At 71.9% G+C, this 16,702-nt stretch carries 9 protein-coding genes; 4 read left to right on the forward strand and 5 right to left on the reverse strand.

Annotated elements, in window-relative coordinates; all coding sequences use genetic code 11:
* Nucleotide 1: 1 nt before the first annotated feature.
* The 5 genes from sbnA to WMF45_RS13905 all read right to left on the reverse strand — a co-directional run bounded on the left by sbnA (nucleotide 2) and on the right by WMF45_RS13905 (nucleotide 7,641).
* The gene (gene sbnA / locus WMF45_RS13885) at nucleotides 2-967 is read right to left on the reverse strand and encodes a 2,3-diaminopropionate biosynthesis protein SbnA (RefSeq protein WP_437717375.1); all 966 of its coding nucleotides are present in this window, start codon (nucleotides 965-967) and stop codon (nucleotides 2-4) included.
* A gap of 101 nt (nucleotides 968-1,068) precedes the next feature.
* Nucleotides 1,069-3,072, reverse strand: a complete 2,004-nt coding sequence (locus tag WMF45_RS13890) for a carbamoyltransferase family protein (RefSeq protein WP_437717376.1) — start codon at nucleotides 3,070-3,072, stop codon at nucleotides 1,069-1,071.
* Complete coding sequence (locus tag WMF45_RS13895) at nucleotides 3,066-4,307, reverse strand: acyl-CoA dehydrogenase family protein (protein ID WP_437717377.1); 1,242 nt, start codon at nucleotides 4,305-4,307, stop codon at nucleotides 3,066-3,068. The genes WMF45_RS13890 and WMF45_RS13895 overlap by 7 nt, the downstream gene beginning before the upstream one ends.
* Before the next feature lie 163 nt (nucleotides 4,308-4,470).
* Nucleotides 4,471-6,444 carry a carbamoyltransferase C-terminal domain-containing protein gene (locus tag WMF45_RS13900; protein WP_437717378.1) on the reverse strand — a complete coding sequence of 658 codons (1,974 nt, stop codon included), beginning with the start codon at nucleotides 6,442-6,444 and terminating at the stop codon, nucleotides 4,471-4,473.
* 132 nt (nucleotides 6,445-6,576) lie between these two features.
* Nucleotides 6,577-7,641, reverse strand: coding sequence for a sigma 54-interacting transcriptional regulator (locus tag WMF45_RS13905; RefSeq protein WP_437717379.1), 1,065 nt, complete (start codon nucleotides 7,639-7,641; stop codon nucleotides 6,577-6,579).
* 598 nt (nucleotides 7,642-8,239) lie between these two features.
* Between WMF45_RS13905 and treY the strand changes: the two genes are divergently transcribed.
* The 4 genes from treY to WMF45_RS13925 all read left to right on the forward strand — a co-directional run bounded on the left by treY (nucleotide 8,240) and on the right by WMF45_RS13925 (nucleotide 16,696).
* Nucleotides 8,240-11,428, forward strand: coding sequence for a malto-oligosyltrehalose synthase (gene treY / locus WMF45_RS13910; RefSeq protein WP_437717380.1), 3,189 nt, complete (start codon nucleotides 8,240-8,242; stop codon nucleotides 11,426-11,428).
* A 1-nt stretch (nucleotide 11,429) separates the two neighbouring features.
* Complete coding sequence (treZ, locus tag WMF45_RS13915) at nucleotides 11,430-13,274, forward strand: malto-oligosyltrehalose trehalohydrolase (RefSeq protein ID WP_437717381.1); 1,845 nt, start codon at nucleotides 11,430-11,432, stop codon at nucleotides 13,272-13,274.
* Nucleotides 13,268-14,077, forward strand: coding sequence for a tRNA (N6-threonylcarbamoyladenosine(37)-N6)-methyltransferase TrmO (tsaA, locus tag WMF45_RS13920; RefSeq protein ID WP_437717382.1), 810 nt, complete (start codon nucleotides 13,268-13,270; stop codon nucleotides 14,075-14,077). Before treZ ends, tsaA begins: the two co-directional genes overlap by 7 nt.
* A 231-nt stretch (nucleotides 14,078-14,308) precedes the next feature.
* Entirely contained in the window at nucleotides 14,309-16,696 is a 2,388-nt protein-coding gene (locus WMF45_RS13925; RefSeq protein ID WP_437717383.1) for a PAS domain S-box protein, read from the forward strand.
* Nucleotides 16,697-16,702: the final 6 nt, after the last annotated feature.

Below are 16,702 nucleotides of genomic sequence, written 5' to 3' on the forward strand. Positions count from 1 at the left end.
CTCATCCCTCGGCGTAACGCGACGCCCAAGCAGGGTTGTAAACAGTGTCCAGATAAGGCACGCCGCGGTCCGCGCAGAGGAACAGGACCTTCGGCCTCACGAGGCCGGTCGCCTTGCTGAAATAGCGCTGGATCGCGGCGTAGACCGTCCCCGTCGAGCCGCCGACGAGCAGCTTGTGGCGGTCGAGGAGGGTCCGGCACGCGGCGATCGACTCGACCTCGGGCACGATCACCACGTCGTCGATCAGCGCCTCGCGGAGCAGATCCGGAACGACCCCCGCGCCGATCCCAGGGATGCGCCGCGGCCGCGGCGGGCCGCCGAAGATCACCGAGCCCTCGGCGTCCACCGCGACGATCTTCACGCCCTGGAAGTGCTCCTTCAGGCGCCGCGAGAGCCCCGCGATCGTCCCCGCCGAGCTCACGGCGACGAACACGAAATCGAGGGCCGTGAACGCCTCGCAGATCTCCCGCCCCGTCGTGTGGAAATGGGCCATCATCCCGTCAGGGTTCTTGTACTGGTTGGGCCAGTAAGAGCTCGGGAGCTCGGCGCAGATCGACTGCACCCGGGCGAGCCGCGTCTTCAGGAATCCCCCGGTGTCGTCGCGCTCCTCCACCTTCACGACCTTCGCGCAGAGCGAGCGGAGCACGTGCTCGTTCACCGCGGAGATGTGGGGATCGATCACGGGGATGTAGTCGAGCCCGAGGAGCTGAGCGTACGCGGCGAGCGCGATCGCGAAGTTGCCTGACGACGACTCCACGATCGTCGTCCGCGGGTCGACCTCGCCGCGCTCGATCGCCGTCTTCAGGATCCAGAGCGCGGGGCGGTCCTTGATGCTCCCGACCGCGTTGCAGTACTCGAGCTTCACGGAGAGATCGAGCCGCTCGTGCTCGAGCTTCACGACCGGCGTCTCACGGAGCATGCTGACGAGCGTGGCCGCCCGCGCCAGGAGTTGCTCTTGTTTAAGCATGCAAGCTTCACCACCCTCAAGACAGCGGACAGGCGACGCGCGAGCGGACAGGGCGCTCGCGCCAAAGAATCATCACGAGACGACGGACAGGCGCTCTCGCTCTAGGCTCCTCGCGGGCGCAGGGAGACGAGCCGCTCCGCCCAGAGCCCCTCGAGCTCCTGGGCCGCCTTCTGCGCGCGCGCGGGCTCGTCCACGCCGGCGTCCGCGAGCAGCTCGGCCAGGGAGCGCGCCCCGTCCGCGCGCATCAGCGCCTCGCCCAGGTCGGCCGACACGCTCACCCGCACGCCGGCGTCGTACGTGTTCCGCAGCTCGAAGGCCGTGGCCGCGCGATCCATCGCCACGTAGCGGCGGATCTGGTCCACGCGGACGTGCCTCGGGATGTCGACCGCGAGCGTCGCCACGTCCTCCCACGTCCACGCGCGCTTCTCGACGAAGAAGCCGCCGATCGCGAGGTAGTTGAGCCCGGTGGTCAGGAAGCTCGTTACCACGTCGTGCGCGGAGTCGACGATCGGCTCCACGTTGTTGTTGAACGAGGTGTTGAGCAGCACCGGCACGCCCGTCCTGTCCTTGAACGCCTTGAGGACGCCCCAGAAATGCGGGTTCGAGCCCCGCGCCACCGTCTGGACGCGCGCCGTGCCGTCCACGTGCGTCGTCGCCCCGAGGACGCTCCGCTTGTCCTCTCGGACCTTCAGCACGAAGATCATGAACGGGAACTCGCCCTCACCGGGGGGGAGCTCGAAGTACTCGCGCGCGTCCTCCGCCAGGACGGCCGGCGCGAACGGCCGGTACGCCTCGCGCTTCTTGACCATGGCGTTCACGAGGTCCTTGTTCGCGGCCGGCCTCGGGTCGGCCAGGATGCTCCTGTGCCCGAGCGCCCGCGGCCCGAACTCCGATCCTCCCTGCGCCCAGCCGACGGCGGCCCCGGCGGCGATCACCTCGGCGACGCGCCCCGGCAGATCCTCGGCGCGCTCGTGGCGGAGGAAGCGGGACCACCCCGAGAGCTCGCGCTCGATCTCGGCCTCGCCGCCCACGTCGCGGCCCCAGAACACGTGCTCGATCCGCCGCCGCGACTTCAGCGCTCCGGCGGCGAGCGTCGTGTGCAGCGCCGCCCCGAGCGCGCAGCCCGCGTCGTGCGCCGCCGGCTGCACGAAGACGCGCTCGAACATCCCCGAATAGAGGATCTTCCCGTTCATCGTGCAGTTGTGCGCGACCCCGCCCGCCAGGCAGAGCCGCGTCTTGCCCGTGGCCTCGCGCTCGTGGCGGATCACGTGCAGCGCGAGCGCCTCCAGCGCCTCCTGCAGCGACGCCGCGACGTCCCGGTGCTGCTGGGTGAAGGGCCCGCCCTTCCTGCGCACCTCGATCGCCTGCGCCAGCGCGCCCACGCGGTCGCGGTGGATCTCGTAATCTCCGTCCGGCAAGAGCGTGTAGAGCGAGCTCATCAGCGCGCGGTACCTCGCCGGATCGCCGTAGGGCGCGAGCCCCATCACCTTGTACTCGTCGAACACCCCGTATCCGAGGAGCGCGATGACGGAGACATAGAAGTTCCCGAGCGACTTCGACTCCGGGATCGTCTTCAGCACGTCGATCCTGTCGCCCGAGCCCACGGCCACGAGCCCGGACAGGAAGTCTCCCGACCCGTCGATCGCCACGATCAGGCTGTCGTCGTACCCCGACAGCAGGTACGTGCTCGCCGCGTGCGCCTGGTGGTGCGGCACGAACACGATCTTGTCGCGGTCGATCGGGCGCCCCAGGCCCTGGCCGAGCTTCGCCGCGAGCAGCGTGCGCGCGTCGATCCGCGGCAGCGCGCCCCCCGTCAGGAGCCGCACCCGCCCGAGGAGCGCATTGCAGTACTCCTCGCTCGCGTAGAACGCGATCCGGTCCACACGATCGATGTCGACGCCGCCCCGGGCGAGGCAGAAGCGGATCGCCTCGATGGGGAACTTGTTGGAGTGCTTGATGCGGTTGAGCCGCTCCTCCTCGATCCCCGCGATGACCTCCCCGCCGTCGACGAGCACGGCCGCGCCGTCGTGCGTGAAGCTCTTCGGGATATCGTACATCTCCTCGTGGGCGAAGCTCAACCCGCCGGAAAGGCCCAGCGTCAGCATGTCTCCTCCTTGCCGCTCGCGCTCATCGCGCCATCGAGCCACGGCGACGACGCCGCGCCGTCGAACTCGCCCTCTCCGAGCGCTCGTCGCCCGTGGGCGCGCTCGATGACGGCGTTCACCTCCGGCCCGAGCGGGCCGAAGACGACCTCCTTGCACAGGCGCTCCAGGGCGCCGTCCCCCGCGTACGCGCGCGCGCCGACGATGCCGCGCGCCGCCGCGACGGTCTCCTCGGCGCACCGTGTCCCCGTGTACTTCGCGGCCCCGGCGAGCTCGTAGAGCCCCGGCAGCCGCTCGGCGCGGTCCCTCGCGGAGGCGATCTTGCCCATCGCCTCGCCCGCCTCGCGGACCGCCGCGCACGCGGCGCGGTAGCGGATCACGAGGCGGCCGATATCCACGACCATGCCGTCCAGCTCGGCGAGCGGCGCCCCGTCCCGGCCGCGCACCGCGCGGAGGAACCGGCGCGACTCGTCGATCGCCTGCGCCGCGGCGCCGAGGTACAGCGATGGAATCAGCACCTGGTGCCACACCATCTCGAACAGGAGGAGCTGCACCACCTCCGGCCCGGGGCCGCCGAGCAGGAGGTCCTCGTCCGGCACGAAGAGATCGTGGAACACGATCCGGCGTGTATCGGAGTCGAGCATCGCGTCCGGGAACAGGTACGGGCCTATCTCGACGGCCGGGTTGCCCCGCGGCCGCGTCATGAAGACCGCGGGGAAGCCCTCCTCCAGCGCCGTCGTGAAGATCAGGAGATCTCCCTCGGTCGCGAGGGACGTGTACGACGCGGCGCCGCTCACCACGTGGCCTCCGGGCACCTTCCGCGCCCGCGTCCCCACCGCGTTCACGCGATCCGCGTGCACCCGCGAGTTCGTGTTGGCGACGAGCCGGCGCCCCTCGACGACCTCCGAGAGCAGCGCGCGCCGCCGCGCGTCGAGCCGCGCGTCGTCCGCGATGGGGAAGGTGGCTATCGCGGAGGTCACGTAGAAATGGTTCTCCACCGCGAGCGCGACAGCGGGGGAGATCCCCCCGAGCCGGTGCAGCACGTGCGCGCACGCGCGGAACAGGCCTGCCGCGTCTCCCTCGTAGATGCGCCCCAGAAAGGGCAGATCCGTCGACCGGAACACCCGGTAGAAGGCCGGCAGATCCCGGTCCGCGAGCGCCTTCTTCAGCGCCTCTGCCGCGAGCTGCGTCTGCCGATCGAGGTCGATCCTCGGGCGCGCCTTGCGTCCAGCGCTCATGGTCATGTCATCCGAGCTCACAGCGCTCTTCTCCTTGCACCCGTCGTGTCCCGAGCCCCGCGGCCACCGGCCCGCGTCGTCTCTTCCCTGTGCGCCCGGCCGGCGCGCTCACTGCACGTCCGTCAGGCCGGCGCGCGCCCTTCATGCGCGTCTGGTTCGCTCTTCACCCGCGCTCGGCCGGCGCGAGCCGGACGAGCCGCTCCGTCCAGAGGGCCCAGAGCTCGCCCGCGACGTCGGCCCCCGCGCCGTCGAGCAGCGACGACAGCGGCCGGCTCCCGTCGGCCTTCACCAGCGCCTCGTACGCGGGGCGCGAGATCTTCCGGCGGATCCCGCGGTCGTAGCTCGTCCGCAGCTCCCACGCGTCGCCGATGCGCGCGCCGTCGAGCCACCCGCGCGTGCGGCACACCTGGGTCGAGCGCGGGATCTCCACGATCATGCCGAGTTTGGCCTCCAGCGACGGGGCCTTCTCGCGGACGAGCACGTCGTCCACGAAGGCGGCCTCGAGGCGGCTCGTGAGGAGCAGCGCGACAACGTCGTCGACGGTCTCGGCGGGCGGCTCCGCCCCCTGATCGAGCGACGTCGCGAGCAGCGCCCCGACCCCGGAGATCTCCTTGAACGCGCAGAGCAGCGCGAACAGCCGCGGATCCGCCTCCTTCAGCACCACCTGCGCGCGCACCGTGCCGTCCGCGTGCAGCGCCGCGGCGAGCGCCGCGCTGCGCTCGCGCCTCACGCGGAGGGCGAAGCTCTTCCAGCGCAGCTGCTCGGCCGGGCACGGCAGCATCAGGCACTCGGCCGCGTCCTCGGCGAGCATCGCGACCGACAGCGGTCTGTGCGGCGCGCGCCGCTTCAGCTCGTTCAGCGCCTCCCGCCGCCGCTCGTCCCGCGGATCGGCGACGATCGCGCGGCGCCCGAGCGCCACGAGCCCCATCTCCGAGCGGCCGTTCGCCCAGCCCACGGCGGCGCCGCCGGCGATCAGCTCCGCGGCCTCGCGGGCCGGATCGGCCGGGCGCTCCGCCGTCACGAGCGCGCCCCAGCGCCTGAGCGCCGGGATCACCGCGTCCGCGTTCCCGATGTCCGTGCCCCAGGCCACGTGGTCGAGCGGGGCGCGGCGCGGCGGCGCGTCGCCCGCGAAGAGCGCGGCCCCGAGGGCGCAGCCCGCGTCGTGCGCCGCGGGCTGCACGAACACCTCGTCGAACAGGCCGCTCGCGAGGACGCGCGAGTTGACGGCGCAGATCTGCGCCCCCCCGCCGGCCAGGCACAGCCGCCGGAGCCCGCTCTTCGTGCGGTGGTGGCGCAGCACGTGGAGCACGATCTCGGAGATCGCCTCTTCCAGCGCGGCGATCACGTCCTTGTGCGCCTGCTCCACCGGATCGCCGCGCAGCCTGCCCGGCGCCCTCGAGAGCACGGCCGCGAGGTTCTGGAAGGCGAGATCGTAGTCGCCGTCCGGCAGCAGCCTGTACACCTCGCGCATCGCGCCGCGGAGCGCGGCGGGGTCGCCTTGCGGGGCGAGCTCCATCGCCTCGGCCTCCTCGAACGGGCTGTATCCGAGCGCGCGGATCGTGCGATGGCACAGCTCGCCGAGCGACTTCTGCGGTGAGAAGGCCGCGAGCGACGTGAGGCACGACCGGCTCCCGCTCGCCGACGTCCCGGCGAGGACCCCGCCCTCGTTGTCGATGACGTAGACGAGCGCCTGATCGAAGCCCGACATCGCGATGGCGCTCACCGCGTGCGTCATCATGTGCGGCACGAAGACGAGCCGCGCCGGATCGATCGCGCACCTCATCTCCCGCTGGATGGCCGCGTGCAGCAGCCCGCGCGCGTCCGGCACGCCGGCGAGCTCCGGGAACGCCGCGCGCAGGCGCCCGACGAGCAGATTGGCCGTCTCCTCGCCTGAATAATAGGCGATCCGGTCCACGTCCGAGAGCGCGACGCCTCGCTGTCTCAGGCAGGCGCGCAGCGCGTCGAACGGGAACTTGTTCGTCCGCCGGACGCGGTTCAGCCGCTCTTCCTCGATGGCGGCCACCACCTGCCCGTCCTCGACCAGCACGGCCGCCGCGTCGTACGTGAAGAATTGCGGCGAGTCGTAGCGGCAGTCGTAGACGGGATCCAAGCCCCCTGCGAGGCCCAGAGTCAGCATGCGCTCCTCCATCCTTCTCGGTCGGGACGTCCACCGCCCTCCCGGGTTCCGTCTCAGCCGTTTCGCAAGGGTCGTTCCATCGAACGGCGCGACGGTTCCGGCGGCGCCCTCGGGAGGGGGTGATCCGTTTTGTTAAGATTCTTTAAGAAGCTGGAGAAATGTGGAGCGATAGGGGGCGAGCGCGGCGCGGATCCTCGCCGACGCCCGCTCGAGGATCTCGGCGCTCTGGAGGTCCTTCGGCTTGATACCGAGCTTCGCGAGGCGGCTGTAAACGTACGGCAACGAGCGATCGATTCGCCGCGACAGCTCGCGCGCATTTCTCGTCTCCCTGGCCCACGTCAGGAAGAGGAGGTCGTAGAGCTTCTCGACCTCTTGTGGGTGCACCTGCGATATCGCCGCTGTGTCGTCGTGGGGGGGCGCGCCTTGCTGGGCCAGGAGGTCGAGCGCGCACGCGGCCCGCCAGTTTTGCTCGACGCTCCGCTCCGGGTCTCGCACCAGGAAGTACCGCTCGACGGCGTTGCGGAGCTCGCGGACGTTGCCCCTGTACACTCCGTTGCTCGCGAGGTCGCCGACGGCGCTCACCTCGCGCGCGGGAAGGACCGTGCGGTAGCGCTCGCCGAGCTCCAGGGCGAGGACCCTCGAGAGGCTGCGCAGGTCCTCCCGGCTGGGCGGCGGCACGACGATGGTGAGCACGCTGAGCCGGAAGAACAGGTCGGCTCGAAACGTCTTGTCGAGCCCGGCGGCGAGGTCCCGGTTCGTGGCGGCGAGGACGCGGACGTCGACGCTCCTCTCCTCGCTGCCGCCCACGGGCCAGAACGAGCCGTCCGCGAGGAAGCGGAGGAGCTTCGCCTGCGCCTCCGCCGGCAGCTCGCCGATCTCGTCGAGGAACAGGCTGCCTCCGGACGCGAGCTCCACGACGCCGCGCTTCGAGACGGTCGCCCCCGTGTACGCGCCGCGCGCGTGGCCGAACAGCTCGCTCTCGAACAGCGTTTGCGTGAGGGCCGCGCAGTTGATGGTGATGAGTCGGTGCTTCGAACGCTTGCTGTGCTGATGGATGTCGCGCGCGAGGATGTCTTTCCCCGCTCCGGTCGGCCCGACGATCAGGACCGAGCAGTCTGCGGACGCTGCCTGTTTCGCGAACCCGAGCGCCCTGCGCCGCGCCTCCGAGTGCGCGACGAATCTCCAAGAGCTGGTCATCAATACATCTCCTGATTCTTCATGACGGAAACAGTTGTTGTCTCACTCCGCCCGCGAGTACGGGCATTTGGCAACATATCGTTTCCCGAGCGCGCGCCTCCGGCCGCGCGCCGCCGCGCATGCGCCGATCGAGCCATCTCGACGGCGGGCTCCAGGGACACGCGACGAGCGCGCTCGGGCGGTGCAAACGGACACCGGAGCGGGAATGCGCGCGCCGTGATGTCCGCGGGGGCGGCTCCGGAAACATGCAGTCGGCCGCCTGAACGCCGCTTGCTAGTCGGGTATCGGTGCGGCCATGCACGAAGGGGTGGAACAGCAAAGGAGAACGGCGGCGATGAGGGGGTTCCGCGTTCCCCTGGGGAGCGCAGCGCGCTGACGGCGACTCCTCCGACGACGGCTGAGCCTGGCGCGCGCCCGACAGCGGCTGAGCCCGTCACCCCTCCATGCCTGATGCCAGCGCTGCTGCGTTCCCCGTAGGCGCATCAGGCCATTCCTGCGTGCCGCACGCCGAAACGACAGGAGCCGCGCGAGCTGCGCCGATCCGCGGGTGCTCATCGCTTCGTTCGCAGTAGATTCTGCCGCCGGAGGCAACCGAGGGATGACCGGAACGTCGGACGAACAGCAGACGAGCGGCCATGTGGACGGCGCCAACCTGCAGGCGAATGCAGCGCGGCTCGCCGACGCGGCGTGCGAGGGCGTGGCGCCTCGCCTGCCGCGCGCCACCTACCGCGTGCAGCTCAACAAGGACTTTACCTTCGAGCAGGCGCGCCAGGTCGTCGTCTACCTCGACGCCCTCGGCGTCAGCGATCTCTACTCGTCGCCGTTCTTCAAGGCGCGGCCGGAGAGCATGCACGGCTACGACCTCGTCGACCACAACGCGCTCAACCCGGCGATCGGCGAGCGCGAAGGCCTCGACCGGCTCACCGGCGAGCTCGCGGCGCACGGCATGGGCCTGCTGCTCGACTTCGTCCCCAACCACATGGGCGTCGGCACCTCCGACAACGCCTGGTGGAACGACGTCCTCCAGAACGGCCCGAGCTCGCTCTACGCGCCGTTCTTCGACATCGACTGGGCGCCGCTCAAGACGGAGCTCAAGCAGAAGGTGCTGCTCCCCGTGCTCGGCGACCACTTCGGGCGCGTGCTCGAGCGCGGCGAGCTCAAGATCGAGTTCGACAGCGGCGCGTTCGTCCTCCGGTACTTCGATCACGTCTTCCCGGTGAACCCGCGGACGTACGGCATGATCATCGGGCCGCTCGTGCCCGGGCTCGTCGCCGCGCTCGGCGAGGAGCATGACGCGCTCCTCGAGCTGCAGAGCATCCTGACCGGGCTCCGCAACATGCCGCCGCGGACCGAGACGCAGCGGGCCAAGGTGATCGAGCGGCGCCGGGAGAAGGAGATCCTCAGGCGGCGGCTCGCGTCGCTCGTCGCGGACTCGCCCGACGTCGCGGCGTCGGTGGCCGAGGGCGTCCTGCGCATCAACGGCAAGCCGGGCGATCCGCGGAGCTTCGACCCGATCGAGGCGCTGCTCGAGGAGCAGGCCTACCGCCTCAGCTTCTGGCGCACCGCCGCCGAGGAGATCAACTACCGCCGGTTCTTCGACATCAACGACCTCGCCGCGATCCGGATGGAGCACCGGCCGGTGTTCGCCGAGGCGCACCGCCTCGTCTTCGAGCTCTGCGAGCGGGGTCAGGTCACGGGGCTGCGCATCGACCACCCCGACGGCCTCTGGGACCCGATCGGCTACTTCGAGGATCTCCAGCAGGGCTACCTGATCGAGCGCTGCCGGCGCCGCTTCCTCGCCGAGGCCTCGGACGAGCCCGAGCAGAAGAGCCTCCTCGACCCGCGCCGCCGCCCCGAAGCCCGCTTCGCCCGGCTGGAGCCGGCCCTCCGCGCTGCCCTCTCGGAGCGCGGCGCGCGCGGCTCGCTGAACACGCCGCTCTACGTCGTCGTCGAGAAGATCCTCGCGCGCGGCGAGACGCTGCCCGAGGCCTGGCCCGTCCACGGGACGAGCGGCTACGACTTCACCGCGCTGGTGGGCGAGCTCTTCGTCGACGCCTCGAGCGAGGTGCAGATGACCGCGATCTACGAGCGGTTCATCGGCGAGCACATGCCGTTCGAGGCGCTCGTCTACGAGAAGAAGAAGGTGATCCTCCGGACGGCCCTGGCGAGCGAGCTCAACGTGCTCACCCACGCCCTGAACCGGCTCACCGAGCGCGACCGCCGCTTCCGCGACTTCACCCTGGGCTCGCTCAACGAGGCGCTGCGCGAGGTCATCGCGTGCTTCCCGGTCTACCGCACCTACATCAACGACCGGACGCCGGCGATCTCCGATCACGACCGCGTCGCCATCGGCCGCGCCGTCGCCCTCGCGCGCCGGCAGAACCCGACGATGGAGGGATCCATCTTCACGTTCGTGCGCTCGGTCCTCATGCTCGACGGCACGGATCTCTTCCGCGAGGAGGACCGGCACCTCTTCTGCGACTTCGTGATGAAGTTCCAGCAGCTCACCGGGCCGGTGATGGCCAAGGGGCTCGAGGACACGTCGTTCTACATCTACAACCGGCTCGTGTCGCTGAACGAGGTCGGGGGCGAGCCCGAGCGCTACGGATCGAGCGTCCTCGCGTTCCACCGCGGCAACGTGCAGCGGCACAGGGCGTGGCCGTACTCGATGCTCGCGACGTCGACGCACGACACGAAGCGGAGCGAGGACGTGCGGGCGCGCATCAGCGTGCTCTCGGAGCTGCCGTCGGCCTGGGAGGAGGCGCTCCACCGCGCCGCCGCCGCCGCCGCGCCGCTCAAGGCCGAGATCGAGGGCCGCCTCGCGCCGGACAGCAACGAGGAGTACCTCTTCTACCAGACCCTCCTCGGCAGCCTGCCGATCGAGCCGCTGCTCGGCCCTGCCGACGACCCGCGCGCGCCCGAGGGCGACGCGCTCTCGGCGTACGCCGACCGCCTCGTGGACTACATGCGCAAGGCCACGAAGGAGGCGAAGGTCAACACGTCGTGGATCGACGCGCAGCCCGAGTACGACGCCGCCGTCGAGGCGTTCGTCCGCAAGGCGCTCTCGTCCGCGGAGGTCGTGGGCGCGCTCCTGCCGCTCGCGCGCGTCGTCGCGTACCACGGCATGTGGGGCTCGCTCTCGCAGACGCTCCTGAAGCTCACCTCGCCGGGCGTGCCCGACATCTACCAGGGCAACGAGGTGTGGGACTTCAGCCTCGTCGACCCGGACAACCGGCGCCCGGTCGACTACGCCGTGCGCGAGCGGGCGCTCGCGGAGATCCGCGCGCGCTGGCGGCCCCGCGGCGAGGGCCGCGCGCTCGCGCGCGACCTCTGCGCCGAGGCGCGCGACGGCCGGGTCAAGCTGTTCGTCACGCACGTCGCGCTCGAGCTGCGCCGGCGCCACCCGGCGCTCTTCGGGGCCGACGGGGACTATGTGCCGCGCGCCGTGAGCGGCGAGCGCGAGGCCCACGTCGTCTCCTTCGCGCGCCGCGCGCCGGACGGGTGCTCGATCGTCGTCGTCGCGCCCCGGTTCACCGCGCGGCTGCTCGGCGGCGCCTGCTCCCCGCCGATCGGCGCGGCGTGGGCCGGCACCTCGGTCGACGTGGAGCCCGGCCTCTACACGGATCTCTTCACCGGCGCCGAGCTCGAGGCGTCGCCGTCCGCCGCTCCGCCGCGCGGCTCGGACGCGCCGCCCGAGCCGGGCGACGGCGCGTCGCTCCCGCTCGACCGCGTGCTCTCCGATTTCCCCGTCGCCCTGCTCCTTCGGGCGGCGCAGCGAGGCCAGTGACATGAAGGCGAAGCGCACGATGGGCGCATGGCTCGAGGGCGGCGCGGTCCGCTTCCGCGTCTGGGCGCCCGACCACGATCGGATCGAGATCGTCACCTACGGGGCCGACGGCCAGGAGGTCACGGGCGCGCTGCCTGCGGCCCCGACCGGCGACGGCTACTTCGAGGCGACGGCGCCGGGCCTCGGGGCCGGCGCGCTCTACAAGGTGCGGATCGACGGCGAGGGTCCGTTCCCGGACCCGTACTCCCGCGCGCAGCCGCTCGGGGTCCACGGCCCGTCGGCGGTCTTTGACCCCTCGTTCGCGTGGACCGACGCGGGGTGGCGGGGCGTCGCGCTCGAGGAGCTCGTCCTCTACGAGGTCCACGTCGGCGCGGCGACCCCGGAGGGCACGTTCGACGCGCTCATCGGTCGGCTCGCCGATCTCCGGGAGCTCGGGATCACGGCGATCGAGCTCATGCCGGTCGCGAGCTTCCCGGGCGAGCGCGGGTGGGGCTACGACGGGGTCGACCTCTTCGCGCCGCTCGCGGCCTATGGCGGCCCGGCCGGCCTGCGCCGCCTCGTCGACGCGGCCCACGCCGCGGGGATCGGCGTCATCCTCGACTGCGTCTACAACCACTTCGGCCCCGACGGGAACTACCTCCGCGCGTACGCGATGCGCTACTTCACCGATCGGCACAAGACGCCCTGGGGGGACGCGGTGAACTACGACGGCGCGGGCGCCGAGCAGGTCCGCGCGCTCGTCCTCGAGAACGTCGAGATGTGGATCCGCGACTTCCACATCGACGGCCTCCGCCTCGACGCGACCCACGCGATCGTCGACGACTCCGAGCCCCACATCCTCCGGGAGATCGGCGAGCGCGCGCGGGCGGCCGGCGAGGGGCGGCGCGTCCTCGTGATCGCCGAGGACAGCCACAACGACGCGCGCCTCGTGACGCCCGTCGAGCAGGGCGGGTACGGCCTCGACGCGGTGTGGTCCGACGATTTCCACCACGAGCTGCGCGTCCTGTTCGCCGGGGATCGCGACGGCTACTTCGAGGATCACACGGGCACCGCGGAGGACATCGCGGCGACGATCCGCAAGGGGTGGCTCTACGAGGGGCAGATCTCGAAGCACGCGGGCAAGCCGCGGGGCACGCCCGCCGATCCGGTGCCGCCGCCGCGCTTCGTCCACTGCATCCAGAACCACGATCAGATCGGCAACCGCGCCGTCGGCGATCGGCTCGGGGACAAGGTGAGCCCGGCGGCCTTCCGGACGATGTCGGCGCTGCTCCTGCTCACGCCGTACACGCCGCTGCTGTTCATGGGCCAGGAGTGGAACGCGCGGACGCCGTTCCAGTACTTCACCGATCACGAGGCCGAGCTCGGCCGGCTCGTGACCGAGGGCCGCCGGCGCGAGTTCCAGTACTTCGCGGCGTTCGCGGGCGCGGAGGTGCCGGATCCTCAGGATCCGCGGACGTTCCAGCGCTCGAAGCTCGACCACGCCGAGCGGCAGCGGCCCGAGCACGCCGGCGTGCTCGCGTGGTACCGCGAGCTCCTCCGCCTCCGCGCCTCGCACCCCGCGCTGCAGAGCCGCGCGCGCGGCGCCTTCTCGGCCGACGCGCTCTCGCCGGACGCGATCTGCATCGAGCGCCGCGGCGGCGGGGCCGCCGTGATCGCGCTCTGCGCGCTCCGGGGCGCGCTCTCGCTCGACCTCGGCCGCCCGGAGGCGCGCGCGCTCGCGTTCAGCGAGGAGCCGCGGTTCGGCGGCGCGGCGCGGCGGCCCCCGATCGAGCGCGGCCGGGTGGAGCTCGAGGGGCCGTCGGTCCTGATCGTCGAGGTCCCCGACGCCTCCGGGGCGCCATGCTGAAGCCCGTCACGTTCACGCCCATCGGCGTGGTGCGCACGCCGTTCTCCGACAAGGTGAGCGCGCCGCGGCAGCCCCACGCGGCGGGCGGCGCGGAGGGGACCATCGAGCTCGTGCCGGGCCTCGGGCTGGAGCACGCGCTCTCGGACATCGAGGGGTGGGACTACCTCTGGGTGGTCTTCTGGTTCCACCTCAACGAGGGCTGGCGCCCGAAGGTGCTGCCCCCGCGGAGCGCCGGCAAGCGGCGCGGCGTGCTGTCGACGCGCTCGCCGCACCGCCCGAACCCCATCGGCCTCAGCGCGGTGAGGCTCCTCGCGGTGGACGGGCTCACCCTGCGCGTCGGCGGCGTGGACATGGTCGACGGCACGCCGGTGCTCGATCTCAAGCCCTACGTGCCGTACGCGGACGCCCACCCGCACGCGCGCACCGGCTGGCTCACGCCGCTCGCGGAGGAGCCGGGCGGCGGGGCGCCCGTCGACCCCGAGCCCGGCTTCGACGTCGCGTGGGGCGCGCGCGCCGCCGAGCAGGCCGCGTGGATCGAGGAGGCGCACGGCTTCGCGCTGCGGGAGCGCGTGGACCGGGTGCTCGCGCTCGGCCCGCAGCCGCACCCCTACCGCCGGATCCGCGCCGACGGGGACGCGATGCGCCTCGCCGTGACGTCGTGGCGGGTGCGGTTCAGGGCCGAGGGGCGGCGGATCGACGTGTTGTCGGTGGCGACGGGCTACCGCGAGAAGGAGCTCGTCGGCGGCGAGGGCCCCGATCTCGAGGCGCACCGGCGGTTCGTGGAGCGGTTCGGCCGCGGCTAGCGGCGCGGCTGGCGATCGACCAGCGCGCCGCCCGCTCGCGCTCGCCAGGCACGCGCAGATCGCCTGGTATTCCTCGGATCTCGCGTGACGATTCACGCTCGCGCCGCTTGCAGCATGCGCTCGAGGCGGACAAATGCTGAGTGTGCTCATCGGGGACATCTGGCCTGGGTTTCGAGCCGGCGCGCTCGACGGAGATGCCTGCTGACGGTGCGGTCGGAGGGCTGCTGCGGGTTGGCTGACCAGGCGGTGCGCCCCCTCCTCTGCGCCCCCTCGCCGGTCCCGTACGCGGCCCCGCCTGAAGACGGCCGCGGCGGCAGGGGGCAGGTCGCGGCGGAGCTGCAGCTGAAGGCGGCCCTCCTGGATGGGCTCGGCGAGGCGGCCCTCGCGTGGGAGCTCGGCGGCGAGAGCGCCATCGTGTACTTCGGCGCCGGGGCCGAGCAGCTCTACGGCTTCCAGGCGCGCGACGCCCTCGGACGGTCGAGCCACGATCTCCTGCGCACCGTCCTGCCGGCGCCGCTCGCGCAGATCGAGGCGGCGCTCGCGCGCGACGGCCTCTGGGACGGCGAGATCCGGCGCACGACCCGCGACGGCCGGGAGATCCTGGTCGAGAGCCGCCTGCGGCTCGTCGAAGGGGCGGAGCGCCGGCGGCTCGTCCTGGAGACCGGGCGCGAGAGCACCGCCAAGCGGCGCGCCGACGAGGCCCTGCGCGACAGCGAGGCGTGCTTCCGCAACATGGCCGATCACGCGCCCGTCATGAGCTGGATGACGGGCGCCGACGGTGGCTGCAGCTACGCGAGCCGGGGCTGGCTGGACTTCTCGGGCCAGACCGAGTCGGCCGCCCTGGGCGCCGGCTGGCTCGAGGCAGTGCACCCCGAGGACCGGTCGGCGGCCGAGGAGGCGTTCCTGCGAGCCCACGAGCGGCGCGACGCCTACAGGATGGATTTCCGCGTGCGCCGCCGCGATGGCGTGTACCGCTGGTGCATCGACTCGGCCGCTCCGCGGCTCGGCCCGGGCGGCGAGTTCCTCGGCTACGTCGGCTCGATCATCGACATCACCGAGCGCAAGGAGGCGGAGCTCCAGCTGCAGGAGCGGGAGGAGGGGCTGCGTCGGGCCATCATGGAGACCCCGTTCCCCATCATGATCCACGCCGAGGACGGGCATGTCGTCTGCGTCAACCGCGCATGGACGGACATCAGCGGGTACACGCACGAGCAGATCCCCACCGTGACGGCGTGGTACGACAGGGCGTACGGGGCGACGGGGGCCGCCGTCCGCGCCAGGGTGGCGTCCCTGTTCGATCTCGAGGAGGCCTCGGACGAGAACGAGCTCACCATCATCACGGCGAGCGGCGCCAGGCGCACGTGGGTCTTCAGCGCGGCGCCGCTGGGGAAGGACGCGGCGGGCCGACGGCTCCTGGTCTCCATCGCCCACGACATCACCGAGCGAAAGCGGGCCGGCGACGCCTGGGAGGCGACGCTGAGGGAAGCGGATCAGCGCAAGGACGCTTTCCTGGCGATGCTGGCGCACGAGCTGCGCAATCCGCTCGGGCCCATCCGCAATGCGGTGGAGATCCTGCGCAGCGCCGGGATGAAGCAGCCGTCGCTCCTGCGGGCGTGCGGCGTGATCGAGCGGCAGGTGGCGCACATGGCCCGGCTTGTGGATGACCTGCTCGACGTGTCGCGCGTGGCGCGCGGGAGGATCCAGCTGCGGAAGGAGCGCTGCGACCTGCCCCGACTGCTCCGGCAGACCGCGGAGGACTACCGCAGCACGCTGGAGGCGAGCGGCCTGGAGCTCCAGCTGGAGCTCCAGGCCGAGCCCCTCTGGGTCTCCGGCGATCCCACGCGCCTTTCGCAGGCGGTCAGCAACGTGCTGCACAACGCCAACAAGTTCACCGACGCCGGCGGTCGGGTGACGGTCGCGCTGTCGGCGACGTCGGACGGCTCCGCCGTGATCCGCGTCCGCGACACTGGCATCGGCGTGGAGCCGGCGACGCTGGCGTGCATGTTCGAGCCGTTCAGCCAGGCCGAGCGCAGCCTGGACCGCAACCGGGGTGGGCTAGGGCTGGGGCTGGCGCTCGTAAAAGGTCTTGCCGAACTCCATGGCGGCACGGCGTCGGCCGAGAGCGCGGGCGCCGGCCACGGGACGGAGATCGTCCTCCGCCTGCCGCTCGCGTGCGAGCCCGAGGCGTCCCCGGAGCGCGCCGGGCCGCCGCCGGGGCCGGACTCGAGGTCAGCGGGCGCTGTGAGGTCGCTGCGCGTCCTGATCATCGAGGACAACGAGGACGCCGCCGAGATGCTGCAGGCGCTCCTCGCGATGAGCGGCCATCAGGTCGAGGTGGCCCTGTCGGGGGCCGCGGGGGTCGAAGCGGCCCGCTCGTTCCGGCCGGAGGTCATCCTGTGCGACATCGGCCTGCCCGGCGGGATGGACGGCTGCGGCGTGGCGAGGACCCTGAAGGGGAGCGCGGACGTCGCCCCGTCGCTGATGATCGCGCTGACGGGTTATGGCCAGGAGCGGGACCAGCGCCGGGTCCGCGAGGCTGGCTTCGATATGCACTTCGTCAAGCCGATCGATCCGGGCTCGCTGCAGAGCCTCCTGGCCTCCGTGGCGACGCGGGCGTGACGGCAA

The organism is Sorangium sp. So ce448 (assembly GCF_051520915.1).
Classification (GTDB): domain Bacteria; phylum Myxococcota_A; class Polyangia; order Polyangiales; family Polyangiaceae; genus Sorangium; species Sorangium cellulosum_B.